The organism is Bordetella trematum (genome assembly GCF_900078335.1).
GTDB classification, from domain to species: Bacteria; Pseudomonadota; Gammaproteobacteria; order Burkholderiales; family Burkholderiaceae_B; genus Bordetella; species Bordetella trematum.
Genome location: NZ_FKBR01000025.1, coordinates 1 through 18,920 on the forward strand (window position 1 = coordinate 1; position 18,920 = coordinate 18,920).

General features: G+C 66.4%; 17 protein-coding genes and 3 tRNA genes. 12 read left to right on the forward strand and 8 right to left on the reverse strand.

Annotated elements, in window-relative coordinates; genetic code table 11:
- Positions 1-85: 85 nt before the first annotated feature.
- The gene (locus tag A7V84_RS12115) at positions 86-727 is read right to left on the reverse strand and encodes a phosphatase PAP2 family protein (RefSeq protein WP_033535404.1); all 642 of its coding nucleotides are present in this window, start codon (positions 725-727) and stop codon (positions 86-88) included.
- Positions 728-993: 266 nt separating this feature from the next.
- Here A7V84_RS12115 and miaB point away from each other — a divergent pair, with 266 nt between their 5' ends.
- The 5 genes from miaB (at position 994) to lnt (ending at position 6,470) form a co-directional block, all read left to right on the forward strand.
- A complete protein-coding gene (gene miaB / locus A7V84_RS12120) occupies positions 994-2,418 on the forward strand; it encodes a tRNA (N6-isopentenyl adenosine(37)-C2)-methylthiotransferase MiaB (protein WP_033535403.1) in 1,425 nt (474 codons plus the stop codon).
- Positions 2,415-3,437 (forward strand): PhoH family protein, encoded by a 1,023-nt coding sequence (locus tag A7V84_RS12125; protein ID WP_025512783.1) that lies wholly within the window; start codon positions 2,415-2,417, stop codon positions 3,435-3,437. The genes miaB and A7V84_RS12125 overlap by 4 nt, the downstream gene beginning before the upstream one ends.
- Positions 3,424-3,903 (forward strand): rRNA maturation RNase YbeY, encoded by a 480-nt coding sequence (ybeY, locus tag A7V84_RS12130; protein WP_025512782.1) that lies wholly within the window; start codon positions 3,424-3,426, stop codon positions 3,901-3,903. The genes A7V84_RS12125 and ybeY overlap by 14 nt, the downstream gene beginning before the upstream one ends.
- A 93-nt stretch (positions 3,904-3,996) precedes the next feature.
- Complete coding sequence (locus A7V84_RS12135; protein ID WP_025512781.1) at positions 3,997-4,860, forward strand: HlyC/CorC family transporter; 864 nt, start codon at positions 3,997-3,999, stop codon at positions 4,858-4,860.
- On the forward strand, positions 4,857-6,470 hold the full coding sequence (gene lnt / locus A7V84_RS12140; RefSeq protein ID WP_063491911.1) for an apolipoprotein N-acyltransferase: 1,614 nt from the start codon (positions 4,857-4,859) through the stop codon (positions 6,468-6,470). The genes A7V84_RS12135 and lnt overlap by 4 nt, the downstream gene beginning before the upstream one ends.
- A gap of 22 nt (positions 6,471-6,492) precedes the next feature.
- Here the strand turns inward: lnt and A7V84_RS12145 are convergent, their stop codons facing one another.
- Positions 6,493-7,491, reverse strand: a complete 999-nt coding sequence (locus A7V84_RS12145; RefSeq protein WP_115638947.1) for an aldo/keto reductase — start codon at positions 7,489-7,491, stop codon at positions 6,493-6,495.
- A 271-nt stretch (positions 7,492-7,762) separates the two neighbouring features.
- Here A7V84_RS12145 and A7V84_RS12150 point away from each other — a divergent pair.
- The 3 genes from A7V84_RS12150 (at position 7,763) to A7V84_RS12160 (ending at position 8,055) form a co-directional block, all read left to right on the forward strand.
- Positions 7,763-7,838 (forward strand) — tRNA-Ala (locus A7V84_RS12150).
- A 26-nt stretch (positions 7,839-7,864) separates the two neighbouring features.
- A tRNA-Glu gene (locus A7V84_RS12155) sits at positions 7,865-7,940 on the forward strand.
- 38 nt (positions 7,941-7,978) lie between these two features.
- Positions 7,979-8,055, forward strand: a tRNA-Asp gene (locus tag A7V84_RS12160).
- 176 nt (positions 8,056-8,231) lie between these two features.
- Here A7V84_RS12160 and secF read toward each other — a convergent pair.
- The 5 genes from secF to queA form a co-directional block, all read right to left on the reverse strand.
- Entirely contained in the window at positions 8,232-9,170 is a 939-nt protein-coding gene (gene secF / locus A7V84_RS12165) for a protein translocase subunit SecF (protein WP_063491913.1), read from the reverse strand.
- A gap of 66 nt (positions 9,171-9,236) precedes the next feature.
- Positions 9,237-11,117 carry a protein translocase subunit SecD gene (gene secD / locus A7V84_RS12170; protein WP_063491914.1) on the reverse strand — a complete coding sequence of 627 codons (1,881 nt, stop codon included), beginning with the start codon at positions 11,115-11,117 and terminating at the stop codon, positions 9,237-9,239.
- A 57-nt stretch (positions 11,118-11,174) separates the two neighbouring features.
- Entirely contained in the window at positions 11,175-11,519 is a 345-nt protein-coding gene (yajC, locus tag A7V84_RS12175; protein ID WP_025512776.1) for a preprotein translocase subunit YajC, read from the reverse strand.
- A 147-nt stretch (positions 11,520-11,666) separates the two neighbouring features.
- A complete protein-coding gene (gene tgt / locus A7V84_RS12180) occupies positions 11,667-12,803 on the reverse strand; it encodes a tRNA guanosine(34) transglycosylase Tgt (RefSeq protein WP_063491915.1) in 1,137 nt (378 codons plus the stop codon).
- Positions 12,800-13,843, reverse strand: a complete 1,044-nt coding sequence (gene queA / locus A7V84_RS12185) for a tRNA preQ1(34) S-adenosylmethionine ribosyltransferase-isomerase QueA (protein ID WP_101604666.1) — start codon at positions 13,841-13,843, stop codon at positions 12,800-12,802. Before queA ends, tgt begins: the two co-directional genes overlap by 4 nt.
- 167 nt (positions 13,844-14,010) lie before the next feature.
- Here queA and dacB point away from each other — a divergent pair, with 167 nt between their 5' ends.
- A complete protein-coding gene (gene dacB / locus A7V84_RS12190) occupies positions 14,011-15,462 on the forward strand; it encodes a D-alanyl-D-alanine carboxypeptidase/D-alanyl-D-alanine endopeptidase (RefSeq protein ID WP_025512773.1) in 1,452 nt (483 codons plus the stop codon).
- 57 nt (positions 15,463-15,519) lie between these two features.
- A complete protein-coding gene (upp, locus tag A7V84_RS12195; RefSeq protein ID WP_025512772.1) occupies positions 15,520-16,158 on the forward strand; it encodes a uracil phosphoribosyltransferase in 639 nt (212 codons plus the stop codon).
- 20 nt (positions 16,159-16,178) lie between these two features.
- On the opposite strand, the gene cysG is transcribed toward upp, so the two are convergent.
- Positions 16,179-17,603 (reverse strand): siroheme synthase CysG, encoded by a 1,425-nt coding sequence (gene cysG / locus A7V84_RS12200; protein ID WP_063940004.1) that lies wholly within the window; start codon positions 17,601-17,603, stop codon positions 16,179-16,181.
- Between the two features lie 199 nt (positions 17,604-17,802).
- Between cysG and A7V84_RS12205 the strand changes: the two genes are divergently transcribed.
- Both A7V84_RS12205 and A7V84_RS12210 read left to right on the forward strand, forming a co-directional pair.
- A complete protein-coding gene (locus tag A7V84_RS12205; protein ID WP_115638910.1) occupies positions 17,803-18,495 on the forward strand; it encodes a hypothetical protein in 693 nt (230 codons plus the stop codon).
- A gap of 82 nt (positions 18,496-18,577) precedes the next feature.
- The gene (locus A7V84_RS12210; protein ID WP_033535398.1) at positions 18,578-18,895 is read left to right on the forward strand and encodes an ElaB/YgaM/YqjD family protein; all 318 of its coding nucleotides are present in this window, start codon (positions 18,578-18,580) and stop codon (positions 18,893-18,895) included.
- The last annotated feature ends 25 nt before the right edge of the window (positions 18,896-18,920 follow it).

Here is an 18,920-nt window from a genome sequence, read left to right on the forward strand (position 1 = left end):
ATGCTTTCCGGCTTGCCCGTTCACCTCTCGATGAACGGGGCCGAATTATGCACTATTTTTCGAGATCGTGCAGAACCGCCGTTTTTCAGGGGCGGGAAAACCAGCGCCAGGGTGCGCGCAGGGGCCAGCGTGCGCGGCTGTCGAGCACGCGCGGCGCCAGAAAGGCGGCGCAGCACAGGGCGATGGTGGCTGCCGTGAGCACGTCGGTGAGGTAGTGGTCGCGATTGATCAGGCGGCTCAGGCCGACCAGCGCGGCCAGCGTCAGTACCGGCCAGCGCCAGCGCGGCGCCAGGATGGCAAGAACCGCTGCCGTGGCGAAGGCGGCCTGGGTGTGGCTGGAAGGAAAGGAGTCATAAGGCCCGCCGCTGAACCAGCTGCCCAGGCCGTAGATGCCATGATCCAGCAGTTCTTCGGGGCGCGCGCGCGACACCAGGCGTTTGAGCAACCAGGTGATGACCCCGCCCATGGCCATGGTCAGCATCAGCAGGAGTGCGCCGCGCGCGCTGCGCTCGAAGCCGGCCTGCCAGGGGCAATGCCAGCCGCGCGCCAGGCCATTGAGCGACCAGATATACAGCAGCAGGGCGGGCACCAGCGAGAACTCGGCATCACCCATCAGGCCGATGTAGTCGAACACGCGATCCAGCGTGGGCGAGACATGGCCGTGAATCCAGAGGGTCAGCGGGCGGTCTATCCAGAGGGCGCAGGCCAGCAGCAAGAGCGCGATCATGGCGAGCCGCCAGGCCGGATGGCGGCGGGCGACAGGGGAAGGAGGAAGGAGCGGGATGCCAGGCGTCATGCGCAGGAGGGGGGAAGGTGGGAGGAGGACGGCACAGTGCGCACGCCGGCCGGTGGAGCCCGGCGAACCGCCCATCATAAAGAAGGTTTGCGGCATCACAAAGACACCCGGGGCGATAAGGCGTTTAAAAAGGTAAAATCGAACTTTCCCCTCATTCGAACCGCCCCCGGGATCTACACCCGTCACGGCGCACGCCCATGCAAGAAACCACACTCAAGCGCGACGGCATCGCCGCCGCTGTGCCCGCCGCCACGTCCGGCGCCCAGCCTGCAGGCAAGGTCTACATCCGCACCTTCGGCTGCCAGATGAACGAATACGACTCCGACAAAATGGTCGACGTATTGCGTGAAGACCAGGGCCTGGAAGTCACCGACAACCCCGAGGAAGCCGACGTCATTCTCTTCAACACCTGTTCGGTGCGCGAGAAGGCGCAGGAAAAGGTCTTTTCCGATCTGGGGCGCGTGCAGCATCTCAAGAAGCTCAACCCGAACCTGGTCATCGGGGTGGGCGGGTGTGTAGCCAGCCAGGAAGGCGAGGCCATCGTCAAGCGCGCGCCCTATGTCGATGTGGTCTTCGGCCCGCAGACGCTGCATCGCCTGCCCGAGCTGATCCAGCGTCGGCGCGAGCAGGGCCGCTCGCAGGTCGACATCAGTTTCCCGGAGATCGAGAAGTTCGACAACATGCCGCCGCCGCGCATCGAGGGCCCCGCGGCCTTCGTGTCCATCATGGAAGGCTGCAGCAAGTATTGCAGCTTCTGTGTGGTGCCTTATACGCGCGGCGAGGAAGTCTCGCGTCCGTTCGAGGACGTGCTGACCGAGGTTGCCGACCTGGCAGACCAGGGGGTGCGGGAAGTGACCCTGCTGGGCCAGAACGTCAACGCCTATCGCGGCCGTATCGAGGGCAGTGACGAGATCGCCGACTTCGCCATGCTGCTGGAGTACGTGCACGAGATCCCCGGCATCGAGCGCATCCGCTACACCACCTCGCACCCCAAGGAGATGACCCAGCGCATGGTCGATGCCTACGCACGCCTGCCCAAGCTGGTGTCCTTCCTGCACCTGCCGGTACAGGCCGGCAGCGATCGGGTGCTGGCCGCCATGAAGCGTGGCTATACCGCGCTGGAATTCAAGTCGGTGGTGCGCAAGCTGCGTGCGGCCCGCCCCAACCTGACGCTGTCTTCGGATTTCATCGTCGGTTTTCCGGGAGAAACCGAGGAAGACTTCCAGAAGACCATGAAACTCATCGCCGATGTGGGTTTCGACACCTCGTTTTCCTTCGTCTATTCGCGTCGCCCCGGCACGCCGGCTGCCGACCTGCATGACGACACGCCTCAGGATGTCAAGCTCAAGCGCCTGCAGGCTTTGCAGGCGCTCATCAATGAGCAGGCCGCCGCCATTGCCCAGGGCATGGTCGGCACCACGCAGCGCGTGCTGGTCGAAGGCCCTTCGCGGCGTGATCCCAGCGAGCTGATGGGCCGCAGCGAGAATAACCGCATTGTGAATTTTGCCGGCCCGGCCCGTCTGATCGGCACCATGACCGACGTGGTGATCACCGAGGCTTTTACCAATTCCCTGCGCGGCCGCGTGGCCGGCGTCCAGGACAGCGACCAAGGAGCAGCATGACCTCTTCGCGCAGCCGCCGCCGTGCCCTGCCTGTCATCATCACCCTTGAGGGCGATAACGTACACCTGGCCAATCTGTGCGGGCCGCTGGATGAGAACCTGCGGCAGTTGGCCGACGGCATGGGCGTGACGCTCTCGCGCCGGGGCAACCGCGTGACCGTCGAGGGCGAGCAGGCCGAGCTGGCCGGGCGCGCGCTGCGGCGTTTCCATGAGCAGGCCACCCATCGCGAGCTGTCGGTCGATGACATCCAGCTGGGGCTGGTCGAAATCGGCGTGGGCCGCCGCATCGAGGTGCAGGAAGATCCGCGCGAGATCGACCCGACCCTGCCCTCGCTGGATGACGAGAGCGATGTCATCGCCCTGCGCACGCGGCGCAGCGATCTGCGTCCGCGCACGCCGCGTCAGCGTGATTACCTGAACAATATCCTCAAGCACGACATCACCTTCGGCGTGGGGCCGGCCGGCACCGGCAAGACCTGGCTGGCCGTGGCCTGCGCCATCGACGCGATGGAACGCGACAGCGTCCAGCGCCTGGTGCTGACGCGCCCGGCGGTCGAGGCCGGCGAGCGCTTGGGCTTTCTGCCCGGCGACCTGGCGCAGAAAGTCGATCCCTACCTGCGCCCGCTTTACGATGCGCTGTACGACCTGATGGGTTTTGAACGGGTGCAGCGTCTGTTCGAGAAGCAGAGTATCGAGATTGCGCCGCTGGCCTATATGCGCGGGCGCACCCTGAATCACGCTTTCGTGATCCTGGACGAAGCCCAGAACACCACGCCCGAGCAGATGAAGATGTTCCTGACCCGCATCGGCTTCGGCAGCAAGGCGGTCATCACGGGCGACCCCTCGCAGGTCGACCTGCCGCGTGGCCAGCAAAGCGGCCTGGCGCATGCCGTCAAGGTCCTGGCCAATGTGCAAGGCATCGCCAGCACGCGTTTCACCAGCCGCGACGTGGTGCGCCACCCGCTGGTGGCCCGCATCGTCGATGCCTATGAGGCAGCCGAACAGCATGACGGCCTCTGATCCGCAACTGGCGCTGGCGGTCCAGTATGCCGTGGCCGAGCCGCGGCTGCCTCGCTGGCGTCTGCGCCGCTGGGCCGGCTACGCGCTGGCCGGGGCCGCCGCCGACGGCCTGGTGGCCCTGCAGGGGGCGGAACTCAGCCTGCGGCTGGTCGGGCTGGCCGAAGGCCGGCGGCTGAACTCAGGCTTTCGTGGCCGTGACTACGCCACCAATGTGCTGACCTTCGAGTACGGCGTCGACCCGCTGGGCACGGCGCGGGGCGATATCGTGATCTGCGTGCCGGTGCTGGCGCGCGAGGCGCGCGAGCAGAAAAAGCAGTTTCTCGACCATGCCGCCCACCTGACCATCCATGGCGTGCTCCACGCCCTGGGCTATGACCATATCAAGGCGCGCGATGCGCGCCGCATGGAAGCCCTCGAGACGGCCATCCTGGCCCGCATCGGCATTGCCGATCCTTATATCGCCTGAGCCGCGTTCGGGCGTCCCGTGCTGGCGCGGATTTGCGCGACCCCGGGGGGGATCGGTTATGCTGATCCTTTCTGTTACGAGTCCATCTGGACAATGTCTGACCCATACCCTGCTGAAGAAGCCCGCAAGCCCGCCAGATCTCTGCTGGATCGTGTCGTTTCCCTGATCCGGCGAGAGCCCGAAGACCGCGAGGGCATCAAGGCCTTCCTGGAAGCGGCCCATGGCCGGCAACTGCTTGATGCAGAGTCCTATTCGATGATCAAGGGGGCGCTGGCCGTCTCCGAACGCACCGTGGCCGACATCATGGTGCCGCGCTCGCGCATGGACCTGCTGGACGTGAGCCAGCCCCTGGCGCAGCTGCTGACCACCATCATCGAGACGGCGCATTCACGCTTTCCCGTCTACGAAGATGATCGCGACAACATCCTGGGCATTCTGCTGGCGAAGGATCTGTTGCGCTACATGCAGGATCCCTCCATCGAATTGCGCGCCCTGATCCGGCCGGCGATCTTCATTCCGGAGTCCAAGCGCCTGAATGTGCTGCTGAGGGAGTTCCGCTCCTCGCGCAACCACATCGCCATCGTGATCGACGAACATGGCGGCATCTCGGGCCTGGTCACCATGGAAGACGTGCTCGAACAGATCGTCGGGGACATCGAGGACGAGTTCGACGAAGAAGAGGAATCCATCTTCCCCGAGGGCGAAAATCAGTGGCGTCTGCTGGCGTCCACCGATATCGACCATTTCAACGACACTTTTGGCATCCAGCTGCCCGATGACGAGTACGACAGCGTCGGGGGCTGGCTGGGGGGGCGTCTGGGTCGCATTCCGCGCCGCGGCGATACCGCCGAGTTCGGCGATCTGGCCTTTGAGGTCATTCGGGCTGACCCGCGCCGCGCCCTGTGGCTGCGGGTGCGCCGTCGACCGGCCAGCGTGGCGCTGGACTCACTGGGATGAGGCGCTTGCGTGCCGGGGCAGGCCTGGCCGCCGCCGGGGCCCTGCATGCCCTGAGTTTCGCGCCGGGGCCCTTGCCTGCCTGGAGCCTGGCATGGGTGCAGGTGCTGACCCTGTCGGTGCTGGCCTATGCCGTGTTGGCTGCGCCGGCCGGCAAGCAGGCCTGGCGCCGCGGCTGGGGGTTTGCCTGCGTCAGCTTCACCGTCGGGCTGTACTGGCTGTACATCAGCATGCATCAGTACGGCGGGTTGGCCGCGCCGCTGGCTGCCGGCGGGGTGCTGGCCCTGGCGGCCTTCCTGGCGCTCTTTCCCGCGACGGCTGGCTGGCTGGCGCGGCGGCTCTGTCCGCCGCAACTAGGCAGCCAGCCCTGGCGCCGCGTCTGGGTCGCACTGGTCTGGGCCGCGAGCTGGACGCTTTTCGAATGGCTGCGCGCCACCGTGATGACCGGTTTCCCCTGGCTCAATATCGGCTATGGCGTGGTGGACAGCCCCATTGCCGGCTGGGCGCCGGTGCTGGGCGTGCACGGCCTGGCCTTTATCACGGCCTTTTGCGCTGCCGCCGTGGCCGACCTGGCCGCTACCCGCGCCGCGCCATCCGATGCGCGCCGCGCGCTGCCGGCCGGGCTGGCCGTGCTGCTGGTGGTTGCGGGCGCCGGCCTGGGCCTGATCGCCTGGTCCAGGCCCGCAGGCGCGCCGTTGCCGATGCGCCTGGTGCAGGGCAATGTCGAGCAGTCGCAGAAATTCAATCCGGCCCTGATGCAGGCCGGCCTGGAGCGTCACCTCGGGCTCAGCAACCTGCCCCTGCGCGAGGGTGAGCCTGCTGCGGAGCTCATCCTGCTGCCGGAAACCGTTTTGCCGGTATTCCAGAGCCAGTTGCCGCCGCAGGTCTGGCAGGCCTGGCGCGATGTGGCCGCAGGCCAGCACGCCACCATTGCCATGGGCGTGCCGCTAGATACCCGTGATGCGCAAGGCCGGCCCCGTTACACCAACAGCGTCATTGCCTTCGATGGCCAGACGCCCCTGCGCGATATCCAGCAGGGCACCACGCCCATGCGCTACGACAAGCAGCACCTCGTGCCTTGGGGCGAGTTCGTTCCGCCGGGTTTCCGCTGGTTCGTCGACATGCTCAATATTCCCCTGGGCGATTTCGACCGGGGCGCCGCCTACCAGCCGCCTTTTGCTGTCAAAGACCAGCGGGTTGCCTTCAACATCTGCTACGAGGACCTCTTCGGCCCCGAGTTGCTGCCGGCCCTGCATGCCAATCCGAAGGGGGGCGCCGGCGCCACGATGCTGGCCAATGTCAGCAATCTGGGTTGGTTCGGCGACACCTGGGCCTTGCGCCAGCATCTGCAGATCGGCCGCCTGCGCAGCATCGAGACGGCGCGTCCCATGGTCACGGCCACCAATACGGGTATCACCGCCTCGATCGACGCCCGCGGGCAGGTACTTGCGCAGTTGCCGCCACACCAGGCTGGCGTGCTGCCGGTGGTGGTGCAGGGCATGACCGGGCTGACGCCCTATGCCTATGGCGGCGATGCCAGCGTGCTGGTGCTGGTGGGGCTGATACTGGCGCTGGCGCTGTGGCGCGCCGCGCGGCGGCCTTCCAGCCCTTGATTGCCGCCGCCGGCTAGACGCATCAACGCAACCAGTCGCTTGGCGAGGGCAGGATGTCGTCCTCAGGCGGGCAGAGCGGGCCGCTGCCGGCGCCGCTCTCCGCGATGGCCGCGGCAATTTCCTGCAAGGTGTCCGGATCGAGCTCCAGCGTCGCCGCACCCAGCCAGTCATCGATCTGAGCCGGGCTGCGTGCGCCCACCATGGCACCCGTGACGCCAGGCCAGGCCAGCGTCCAGGCAATGGCGATGGTGCCGGCCGTGGTGCCGTGTCTTTCGGCGATGCTTGCCAGCGCATCTGCCAGTGCCAGATTGGCCTGCAGCCCGGGGGGCTGGAACTGGGCGTCGCGGGTGCGCCAGTCATCGGCCGGCAGGGCCGCGACGCGCGCCTGCGTGAAGGCGCCCGACAGCAGGCCGGATTGCATCGGGCTGTAGACGATCACACCGGTATGCTGTTCGGCGCACCATGGCAACAGATCGGCCGCGCTATCGCGCACGATGGCGGAGAAGGGCGGCTGGACGCTGTCGACGTGGCCGATGGCTTCGGCGGCCTGCAGTTGCGCCAGGCTGTGGTTGGACAAACCCACGGCGCGCACCTTGCCCTCGCGCTGGAAATCCAGCAGCGTCTGCCAGTACACCTCCAAAGGGGTGCCGTCCGTGGCCGGCCAATGCATCTGATAAAGATCGATGCAATCCGTGCGCAGGCGTCGCAAGGAAGCCTCCAGCTCCCGGCGCAGGGCTTCGGGCTGCCCTCTTGCGCGGGTCTGGCCCCCCTCGGTCCGCAGGCCGCCTTTGGTAAACACGTAGGGGCGGGCGCTGCGGGGCACCTGGGCCAGGGCTTGGCCCAGCAGGGTTTCGGCATGCCCCTGGCCGTAGGCCGCAGCGGTATCGATCCAGTTGATGCCGCGATCGATCGCGTGCCGTACGGTGCGCAGCGAGGCATCGTCCTCCTGCGCGCCCCAGCCATAGGCCCAATTGCTGCCGCCGATGGCCGAGGTGCCCAGGCCAATGCGTGACAGCGCCATGCCAGTGCGCCCCAGTTGGCGGGTCGGAAATGAGGTTTGCGCCATGCGGGTCTCCGTGCCGGACAGGTGGCTTTAACTGTAGCCCAGACTTTGTTTTAAGGTTTTTTTTGCGGTGGGCTTGCACAGGTTCAAAATATCATGCATAATCTCGTTTCTTCGCAGTTGATGCGAAACAACTGAAGCGATTCAGAAGTTTCAAGTCAGGTTTCATCGGTATGCGTGCGAAAGCAGGCAGCCAGGAAACAAGCCGCGAAGCAGTGTGAAAACCAGAGGGGGTATAGCTCAGCTGGGAGAGCGCTTGCATGGCATGCAAGAGGTCAGCGGTTCGATCCCGCTTACCTCCACCAAGGTCTCACACTGGTAGTTTGTTCAGGTCCCCTTCGTCTAGAGGCCTAGGACATCACCCTTTCACGGTGAGTACAGGGGTTCGAATCCCCTAGGGGACGCCAGTTCATTCTGGCAAGATGCCGAAAGGTATCGCCGCTGCGGAGCGGTAGTTCAGTTGGTTAGAATACCGGCCTGTCACGCCGGGGGTCGCGGGTTCGAGCCCCGTCCGCTCCGCCAAAAATTCCAAAAAAGCACTTGCTTCATGCAAGTGCTTTTTTTTCGTCTGTCCTGCCCTCTTGCCTGTCTTGTCCGTGATGGCGCTGCGTGCTTCCTGCGGCCAGGCTTTCGGCGGCCCGAAAGAAAAAAGCCAGCCGCCCCATTCGGGGCAGGCTGGCTTTTTGCGCGGCGCGGGATCAGGGAGCTTCGACCTCGCCTTCGCCTTCCTTTTTGACCGGCTTGACCAGGTCTTCGCGCTTGACGCCCATCCACATGGCCAGGGCGGCTGCCACAAAGACCGAGGAGTAGATGCCGAACCAGATGCCGATGGTCAGGGCCAGAGCGAAATAGTGCAGCGTGGGGCCGCCGAAGAACAGCATGGCCAGCACCATCATCTGGGTCGAGCCGTGGGTGATGATGGTGCGCGAGATGGTCTGGGTGATCGCGCTGTTGATGACTTCCTTGACGTCCGCCTTGCGGTACTTGCGGAAGTTCTCGCGGATACGGTCCATGATCACCACGGACTCGTTGACCGAATAGCCCAGCACGGCCAGCACCCCCGCCAGCACCGAGAGCGAGAACTCCCACTGGAAGAAGGCAAAAAAGCCCAGGATGATGACCACGTCGTGCAGGTTGGCCACCACGCCGGCGACAGCGAACTTCCATTCGAAGCGCAGGCCAAGGTAGACCATGATGCCGATGACCACGCACAACAGCGCCATCAGGCCGTTTTCGAGCAGTTCGCGCCCGACCTGCGGGCCGACGAACTCCACGCGGCGCAGTTCCACGCCGGGTTCGGCGGCCTGCAGCGCGGCCATGACGGTTTCGCTCTGCGTGGCCGAGGTCTGGCCCTCGTTGACCGGCAGGCGGATCATCACATCGCGCGAAGTGCCGAAGTTCTGAACCTGGAAATCGGTGTAGCCCAGGCCGCTGATCGCGCCACGGACTTTGTCCAGTTGCGCCGTCTGGGCGTAGCTGACCTCCATGACCGTGCCGCCGGTGAACTCGATCGACAGGTGAAAGCCGCGCGTGATGATGAAGAACACCGCCGCCAGGAAGGTCACCAGGCTGATGGTGTTCAGCACCAAGGCATGGCGCATGAAGGGGATGGTGCGATGAATCCGGAAAAATTCCATGTTTCGCCTTGCAGTCTTGTCAGGAGCCGCGCGGCCGGGCCAGGGTGGCCGGCCGCGCCGGATCGATCACTTGGTGCCGGGTTTCCAGACCGTGCCGATGGAGATTTTGGCCAGTTTTTTGCGGCCGCCGTACCAGAGGTTGGCCAGCGCGCGCACACCCACCACCGATGAGAACATCGAGGTCAGGATGCCCAGGCAGTGCACCACGGCAAAGCCGCGGATGGGGCCGGAACCGAAGGCCAGCAGCGCCAGGCCGACGATCAGCGTGGTCAGGTTGGAGTCCAGGATGGTGCCCCAGGCCCGGTCAAAGCCCTGGTAAATGGCCTGTTGCGGCGATGCCCCGGCCCGCAGCTCTTCGCGGATGCGTTCGTTGATGAGCACGTTGGCATCGATGGCCATGCCCAGCGTGAGCGCGATAGCGGCGATGCCCGGCAGCGTGAGCGTGGCCTGCAGCATGGAGAGCAGGGCCAGCAGCAGCAGCACGTTGAAGGTCAGGCCGATGGTCGAGAAGATGCCGAACAGGTGGTAGTACAGGACGATGAACACCGCAATGGCGATGAAGCCATACAGCGTCGAGTAGAAGCCCTTGGCGATGTTGTCGGCGCCCAGGCTCGGGCCGATGGTGCGCTCTTCGATGATGGTCATCGGTGCGGCCAGCGCGCCGGCGCGCAGCAGCAGGGCGGTGTCGGCGGCCTCTTCGGCGGTCATGCTGCCGGAGATCTGCACCTGGCCGCCGCCGATTTCGCTGCGGATGACCGGTGCGGTGACCACTTCGCCCTTGCCGTTCTCGAACAGCAGGATGGCGATGCGCTTGCCGACGTTGTCGCGCGTGACGTCGCGGAAGATGCGTGCGCCCTTGGAGTCCAGGGTCAGGTTGACCGAGGGCTGCTGGGTCTGGTGGTCGCGGCCTGGCTGGGCATCCTGCAGGTTCTCGCCGGTCAGGATGACCTGGCGGCGCACCAGCAGGGCGCGGCCGTCGCGCTCGGTATAGCGTTCCAGGCCGAAGGGCACGGTGCCGTTGGCCAGCGCCGCCTGCGAGGCAGGCGAGTCGTCCACCATGCGCAGCTCCAGCGTGGCGGTGCGGCCCAGCAGTTCCTTGGCCTTGGCTACGTCCTGCACGCCCGGCAGTTGCACGATGATGCGATCTGCGCCCTGTTGCTGGATCACCGGCTCGGCCACGCCCAGCTCGTTGATGCGGTTGTGCAGGGTGTTGATGTTCTGCTTGAGTGCGCTTTCCTGCACGCGGGTAATGGCTTGCGGGCTGAGCTGGCCGCTCAGCAGCAGGCGGCCGTCTTCTTCGGATTCGGTGAATTCGAGGTCAGGCAGGCGGCTGCGCAGCGCGTCGCGCGCGCGGTCGCGCTGCTCGGCATTGGCGAACACGGCCTGCACGGCCATGCCGTTGCGCTCGATGCCGTTGGCGTTGATCTTCTGGTCGCGCAGGATGCTGCGCACGTCAGAGGCCAGCGAGTCGTAGCGGGCGGTCAGCGCGCCCTTCATGTCGACCTGCAGCAGGAAGTGCACCCCGCCGCGCAGATCAAGGCCCAGGTACATGGGCTTGGGTTCGAACCAGCCCAGCGCGCGCATCCAGGGCGGCGAGGCGGGCAGCAGGTTCAGGGCGACCGTGTATTGGGGGTCGCCGGCAGTGGTGTTCAGGCTGCGGTCCAGCAGGTCACGGGCCTGCAGCTGGATGTCGGTCGAGGCGAAGCGCGCGCGCACCGTGCCCAGCGTACCGTTCTGCTCGTAGTACACGCTGGTGGCCGGCAGGCGGGCGTCAGCCAGCAGCTGCTCGACGCGCGGCAGCAGCGAGGGCTCCACCTTGATGGTGGCCTTGGCGCTGGAGATCTGTACTGCGGGGGATTCGCCGTAGAAGTTCGGCAGCGTGTAAAGCAGGCCGATGACGACCGCGACCAAGACCGTGATGTACTTCCAGAGGGGATAGCGGTTCATTGTCGGCTACGTTGTGGCAAGAGAGGGATCGGGCCCGCAAGGGGCCCTATGCGACTGTTACAGGGCCTTGATGGTTCCCTTGGGCAGCACGCTCGTCACGGAGCTCTTGGTCAGCGTGATCTCGACAGGCTTGTCGGCCAGGTCGGCCACTTCGATGCTGATGTAGCTGTCGGTCACCTTGGCAACCTTGCCCAGGATGCCGCCGGCGGTGACGACTTCATCGCCCTTGGCCAGGGCGGCGACCATGTTGCGGTGTTCCTTCTGGCGCTTCATCTGCGGACGGATCATCAGGAAGTAGAGGATCACGAACATCAGGACGATGGGCAGAATGCCGCCCAGCATCGAGCTGCCTTCAGGTGCTGCCTGGGCCAGGACGAGGCTGGCGGTGTCAATCACGGACATGGGAAAGTGCTCCAGGTTGGGTTTGTATATATGGCTTTGTTAAACAAGCTTTGTGTTTTATGCCCCTGCCCCCGCGCGAGCCATGGACAGGGTGGCCGGATATTGTAGCGATGTTGGGCCGCCGGCGCGCTGCGCGGCCGGGCTGGCCTAATCGACTCCCCGTTGGCGGTCGGCGGCGAACTGGGCGCGCCAGGCGTCGAAACGCCCGGCAGCGATCGCTTCGCGCATTTCTTCCATGATGGTCAGGTAGAAGTGCAGGTTGTGCAGGGTATTCAGACGCGCGCCCGTAATTTCGTTGGCGCGTTGCAGGTGATGCAGATAGGCGCGCGAGAACGTCGAGCAGGTGTGGCAGCGGCAGCTCGGATCCAGCGGACGGGTGTCGTCGCGGTACTTGGCGTTGCGGATCTTGACGTCGCCGAAGCGGGTGAACAGCCAGCCGTTGCGCGCGTTGCGGGTGGGCATGACGCAATCGAACATGTCCACCCCGCGCGCCACGCCCTCGACCAGGTCTTCCGGCGTGCCCACGCCCATCAGGTAGCGCGGGGCATTGGCCGGCAGACGCGGGGCGACGTGGCCGAGCACGCGCATCATGTCTTCCTTGGGTTCGCCCACCGACAACCCGCCGATGGCGTAGCCATGAAAACCGATGTCGGTCAGGCCGGCCAGGGATTCATCGCGCAGGTTTTCGTACATGCCGCCCTGCACGATGCCGAACAGGGCGTTGGGGTTGGCCAGGCGGTCGAACTCCTCGCGCGAGCGGCGCGCCCAGCGCAACGACATGCGCATCGAACGCGCCGCTTCTTCCTGGGTGGCCGCGCGTCCGTCGATTTCGTAGGGCGTGCATTCGTCGAACACCATCACGATGTCGGAGTTCAGCGAGCGCTGGATGCGCATGGATTCTTCCGGCGTCAGGAAGAGCCGCGCGCCGTCGATGGGCGAAGCGAACTTGACGCCTTCCTCGGTGATCTTGCGCATCCCCTGCAGGCTGAAGACCTGGAAGCCGCCGGAGTCGGTCAGGATGGGCTTGTCCCACTGCATGAAGCCGTGCAGTCCGCCATGTTGCTCCATGATGCGGGTGCCGGGGCGCAGCCAGAGGTGAAAGGTGTTGCCCAGCACGATCTGGGCGCCGATGTCCTTGAGCTCCTGGGGCAGCATCGCCTTGACGCTGCCATAGGTGCCCACGGGCATGAAGATGGGGGTCTGGACTTCGCCGTGGTTCAGCGTCAGGCGGCCGCGACGGGCGGCGCCGTCGGTGGCGAGCAGTTCGAAATTGAGTCCGGTCATGGCTGGGGCGTCTCGATGAACATGGCGTCGCCATAGCTGAAGAAGCGGTAGCGGCCGGCCACGGCATGGGCATAGGCCCGGCGGATGGGCTCTACCCCGGCCAGGGCCGAGACCAGCATCAGCAGGGTCGACTGCGGCAGGTGGAAATTGGTGATCAGGGCATCGACCGCCTGATAGCGGTAGCCCGGCGTGATGAAAAGGCGGGTGTCGCCCTGGGCGGGGGCCAGCGGCCCGCCGCCGGCCTGGGCTGCAGCCGACTCCAGGGCGCGTACGCTGGTGGTGCCCACGGCGATGACGCGTCCGCCGGCCGCGCGGGCCGCGGCGATTGCCTGCACGGTGGCTTCGGGCACGGTGTACCACTCGGCGTGCATTACATGTTCGGCGAGGTTTTCGACCCGCACCGGCTGGAAGGTGCCGGCGCCCACGTGCAGGGTGACGAAGGCGCGCGCCACGCCCTGGGCGGCCAGCCGCTCCAGCATGGGTTCATCGAAATGCAGCCCGGCCGTGGGCGCAGCCACCGCGCCCGGCTCGCGGGCATAGACGGTCTGGTAGCGCTGGTCATCCTCGGCCTGGGCGGCATGGGTGATGTAAGGGGGCAGGGGCGTGGCGCCATGGGCGTCCAGCAGCGCCAGCACCGGGCCGGGAAAGCGCAGGTCGAACAGCTCCCCCTCGCGCCCCAGCACTTCGGCCACGATGGCGCCGCCGGCCAGTTCCAGGCGCATGCCCCGGCCCGGGGACTTGCTGGCACGCACGTGGGCCAGCGCCCGGGTCGGTTCGGTGATGCGCTCGACCAGCACCTCGACCTTGCCGCCGGTGGCCTTCTGGCCGGTCAGGCGCGCCTTGATGACGCGCGTGTCGTTGAACACCAGCAGGTCATGGGGGCGCAGCAGTCCGGCCAGATCGGGGAAGCGACGGTCATGCAGGGCGCCGCCGGCATCCAGGTGCAGCAGCCGGCTGCCGCCGCGCTCGGCCGCCGGGGCCTGGGCGATCAGTTCGGGGGGCAGGACGTAATCGAAATCGGAAAGCGAGAGTGTGGACACAGGGAGCTGCGGCCCAAGGCCGTTGCACGGGTTGGAAAGCGTCGCGGTCGCCAGGCGCCGGGACAACCCGGTATTGTAGACGCCTGACGAACAGAGCGCCGCCACGCCAGATCGCTCCGTCTTAGGTATGCTCTTGTTTTTACCTATCACAGAGCATTGTGAGCAAGATGCGACTTCTGGCGAAAGCGCGTGCCGGCCTGGCATTCGGATTCCTGCTGGCCCTCGGTTCGCCGGGGCAGGCGCTGGCCCAGGGGGCTGCTGCGGCCTTGGGGTTGCCACCCAGCCTGGTGCAGGCCTGGAAGGCGACCCGCCTGCCCGACGAGGCCCTCTCTCTGGTGGTTCAGCAGGTCGACGGCCCCCGCATGGTGGCCCTCAATGCTCAGGTGCCGCGCAATCCGGCCTCGGTCATGAAACTGGTGACGACCTGGGCCGCGCTGTCCGAGCTGGGGCCGGGCTACGTCTGGCGCACGGACTTCCTGACCGATCCCGGCGTCAAGCCCGATGCTCACGGGCGCCTGAAGGGCTCGCTCTATTGGCGCGCCGGCGGCGATCCCCAGTTCATGCTCCAGGATATGTGGGCGCTGCTGCGCGAGCTGCGTCTGCGCGGGGTCAAGGAAATCTCCGACCTGGTGGTCGATCGCAGCGTGTTCGGGCAGGTTGCCACCGATCCGGGAGCGTTCGACGGGGCGCCGGACCGGGCTTATAACGCCAGCCCGGACGCGCTCATGGTCAGCTTCGGCGCCTTGCGCCTGCTGGTTACGCCGGATCCGGTGGCGCGCAAATGGGTCGCGACCATCGATCCGCCGGTGGCCGGCCTGCGTCTGGAGGGCAACATCGAATGGAGCGAGGCGCGCTGTCCCGGCCCGCCCGCGGTGGCCACCCAGCCGCTGATCACCCCGCAGGGCATGCAGCTGCGCGTGAGCGGGTCGGTGGCCGGCTCCTGCGGTGAGTTCAGTCTTTACCGGCTGGCGTTGTCGCAGGTTGACTACACCGAGGCGGTGTTCAGGCTGCTGTGGCGTGAGCTGGGCGGCACATTCAAGGGTAAGATGCGCGCCGGCGTCGTGCCGGCCGACGCTGTGGTGCTGGCCTCGCACGAGTCGCCGGCCCTGAGTGAAATCATCCGCGTGATCAACAAGCGCAGCAATAATGTCATGGCGCGCAACCTGTTGCTGACGCTGGGCGCCGAGCGCGGTCGCAAGCCGGCCACGGTGGCCAGCAGCGAAGGCGTGGCCAAGTCGCTGCTGGCGGCCCAGGGGCTGAACATGCCCGAGCTGGTGATGGACAACGGCGCCGGCCTGTCGCGTGCGGCGCGGGTGTCGGCCGATAGCCTGGCCTCCATGCTGACGCTGGCCTGGCGCTCGCCCTTGATGCCGGAGTTTCTGTCGTCGATGGCGATTGCCGGCGTGGACGGAACCGTCCGGCGGCGCATGCGCGGCGATGGCACCCAGGGCATGGCCCATCTGAAAACCGGTTCGCTGCGCGACGTGCGCGCCATCGCCGGCTTTGTGCTGGGCGCCAGCGGCAAGCGCTATGTGGTGGTCAGCATGGTCAACCACGATAACGCGGCGGCGGTGCGCAGTTTCGATGACGCCCTGATCGCCTGGCTGGCCGAGCAGTAAAACAATACCGTCCGGTCCGCCGGACGGCTGATATCGTTAATTTTGGAGAATCCGCACATGCCCGTGCATGAAATCCGTCATCCGCTGGTGCGGCACAAGCTCGGCATCATGCGCCGCGCCGACCTGAGCACCAAGAGCTTTCGCGAGCTGTCTCAGGAAGTCGCTGCCTTGCTGACCTACGAAGCGTCCAAGGACATGGCGCTGGCCCCCACCACGGTCGAGGGCTGGTGCGGCCAGGTCGAGGTCGAGAAGATCGCCGGCAAGAAAGTCACCGTGGTGCCCATTCTGCGCGCCGGCATCGGCATGCTGGACGGCGTGTTGAGCCTGATTCCGGGCGCCAAGGTGAGCGTGGTGGGATTGGCGCGCAACGAAGAAACCCTGCAGGCACACACCTACCTGGAGCGCCTGGTGGGCGAGCTGGATCAGCGTCTGGCGCTGATCGTCGACCCGATGCTGGCCACCGGCGGCTCCATGGTCGCCACCATCGACATGCTCAAGCGGGCCGGCGCGCGCGAAATCCGCGCCCTGACGCTGGTGGCGGCGCCGGAAGGCATTCAGGCCGTGCTGGAGCGTCACCCCGATGTGCATATCTACACTGCCTCGGTGGACCGCTGCCTGAACGAGCAGGGTTACATCATGCCGGGCCTGGGCGATGCCGGCGACCGTATCTTCGGCACGACCCAGAAAGTCCTGTAACGTGTCTTGCTCGGGCGGTCTCAGGCGGCCCGAGCCTCGGCCTGCGGCGCGGTGTGCTGCGTGGCAGTGCCAAACCAGGCCAGTTGCGAGGCCAGCCCGGCCACTTCGCCCACGATCAGCAGCGCAGGAGCGGCCACGCCATGCTGGCGCGCCAACGCCGCCAGTTGCGACAGGGGGCCGCCGATCACGCGCTGCCCGGGGCGGCTGCCGTTTTCCACCAGGGCGAAGGGCGTGTCGGGCGCCCGGCCATGGGCGATCAGGCGCGCGGCCAAGGCCTCCAGCTGCCCGACCCCCATATAGAAAGCCACGGTCTGGCGGCTGCGCGCCAGGCCTGCCCAGTCCAGGCCGTCTTCTTCGCCACGGCAATGGGCGGTGACCAGTTGCAGCGTCTGCGCATGGTCGCGATGGGTCAGGGGGATGCCGGCATAGGCGGCACAGGCGAGGGCCGCCGTGATGCCCGGCACGACTTCGTAGTCCACGCCGTGGGCGCGCAGATATTCCAGCTCTTCGCCGCCGCGCCCGAAGATGAAGGCGTCGCCGCCTTTGAGGCGCACCACGCGACGGCCGGCCCGGGCCTGCTCGCGCATCAGGGCGTGAATGCGCGCCTGGGTGGCGTCGTGGTCTTCGCCGGGACGCTTGCCCACGGCGATGCACTCGGCGTCGCGGCGCGCCAGGGCGAGCACCTCGGCGCTGACCAGGCGGTCGTGCAGGATGACGTCGGCCTCATTGAGCGCGCGCAGGGCCTTGAGGGTCAGCAGCCCGGGGTCGCCCGGGCCGGCGCCGACCAGCACCACGCGTCCGGGCGTCGGGGCCTCGGCCTGCGAGAGGGCCTGGCGCAGGGCCGCTTCCGCCTCCTGCGGACGTGCGCGGCGCAGCGCCGTGGCCACCGGGCCGTCCAGCAGCCAGTCATAGAATCGGCGTCGTGCGCCCAGCTCGCGATGGCGTTCGCGGATCTGGCCGCGGTAGCGGGCGGCCAGGCCAGCCAGGGCGCCCAGGCTCTGGTCCAGCAAGGATTCCAGCCGTTCGCGCAGGCGTCTCGCCAGCACTGGCGCGACGCCGCTGGAAGAGATTGCGATCACCAGCGGCGAGCGGTCGACGATGGCGGGAACCTGGAAGCTCGAGAGCGCGGGGTCGTCGACGACGTTGCAGAACAGGCGGCGCGTGCTGGCCGCCTCATAAACCTCGGCGTTGGCCGAGCGATCATCGGTGGCGGCGATCACCAGCCAGGCCTGCTCCAGCCAGGCAGGGTCGAAGCGGCCCGGGCAATGGACGATCCGGCCGGCGGCCACAGCATCGCGCAGGGCCGGCGCCAGCGTCGGGGCGCCGACCGTCACCAGGGCTTCGGCCTGCAACAAGGCCTGGACTTTGCGTGCGGCGACCTCGCCGCCGCCGACCACCAGAACCGGCCGGTTTTTCAGGTCGGAGAAAATCGGGAAAAGCGTCATGGAGGATCCGGCCAGGAGTATCGAAATGGCTTCGATCATAGGAAGCCGGCGGTCCGAACCCAACGTTTGATTACTTTCTTTGATATAGCCGGAAGTGATTTGCAGCGATCGGGGCAGGGCGGGCGGTGTAGTATCGCGAGACAGACGCCAGCCCCGGCGGGCGGCGCGCAAGACAGGAGTAATAAGGGTGGCTCGATGGATGCTCGCACTGGCGTTGGCCGGTGTTGCGCCGCTGGCGCAGGCAGGGGTGTGTGACGCCCGTTTCATGCATGATGGCGGCCAGGTCCAGCTGACCGGTTCCGGCAACGTCAGCCTGGGGGCGGACCTGCAATTCGATGAGGTGCGTCGCCAGAACGGCGACAACTGCCGCGCCCGGGTGCGCGGACAGGCCAGTTTCGCCTATGCCGGCCTGCCGCCAGCCAAGTCGCGCCTGGATTACCTCATGACGGTCAAGAACGGTCAGGCGAGTTTCGTGCGCTACGGCAGCACCAGCCCGGCCGAGGGCGAGTTCGATCTGCGCATGCTGGGCCTGTTCGCCTACGACAAGATCCAGGGTCAGGGGCAGCGCCTGCCGGGCGCGAGCTATCGCCTGAACATCGGCAAGGAGTCGCCCCTGGGCGGGCAGCCCAGCACCACCATCCGCATCGGCGAAAAAACCGTGGGGGCCCGCCAGAAAATCGCCACCGCCCTGGGCGAGCAATCATGCTGGCCCTTGCGTTATACCCGCAACAGCGATCCGACCATGGCGACCTTTAAAGGCCTGACTTTGCCCATACCTGGAATGAACACCCGCGTTACCGATTGGTATTGCCCGGCGCTCGACATGGTCATGAAACAGGAGATCGATCTGTCGGGCAGTAAATCGGTGGTTGAGATTACGCAGGTGAAGTAGCAGTTCGTATCAAGCCATGCTTGCCGATGCGATTTGCGCTGGTATTATGGTTTAACCGACGACACATCAACAGGAGCCCGCTATGCCCGCTAAAAAGTCTGAAGATATCTCGAAAGACAAGCTGATCGACAGCGTCAAGAGCAGCCTGAATGACGCCGAAGCCCTGCTGCGCGAAGCGGCGTCTTCGTCGGGCGAGGCTGCCTCCGAACTGCGAGAGCGTGCCCTGGCATCGCTCAAGCGCACCCGCGAGGCACTTTATGATGCCCAGGATGCCGTGCTGGAACACGGCCGTCGCGCGGCCCGCGCCACCGACGACTACGTGCACGACAATCCCTGGCAAGCCATCGGCATCGCAGGCGTGACCGGCCTGCTGCTCGGCTTGCTGATCAGCCGCCGCTAAAGCGGTTGACGGCTGGGGGGGGGGC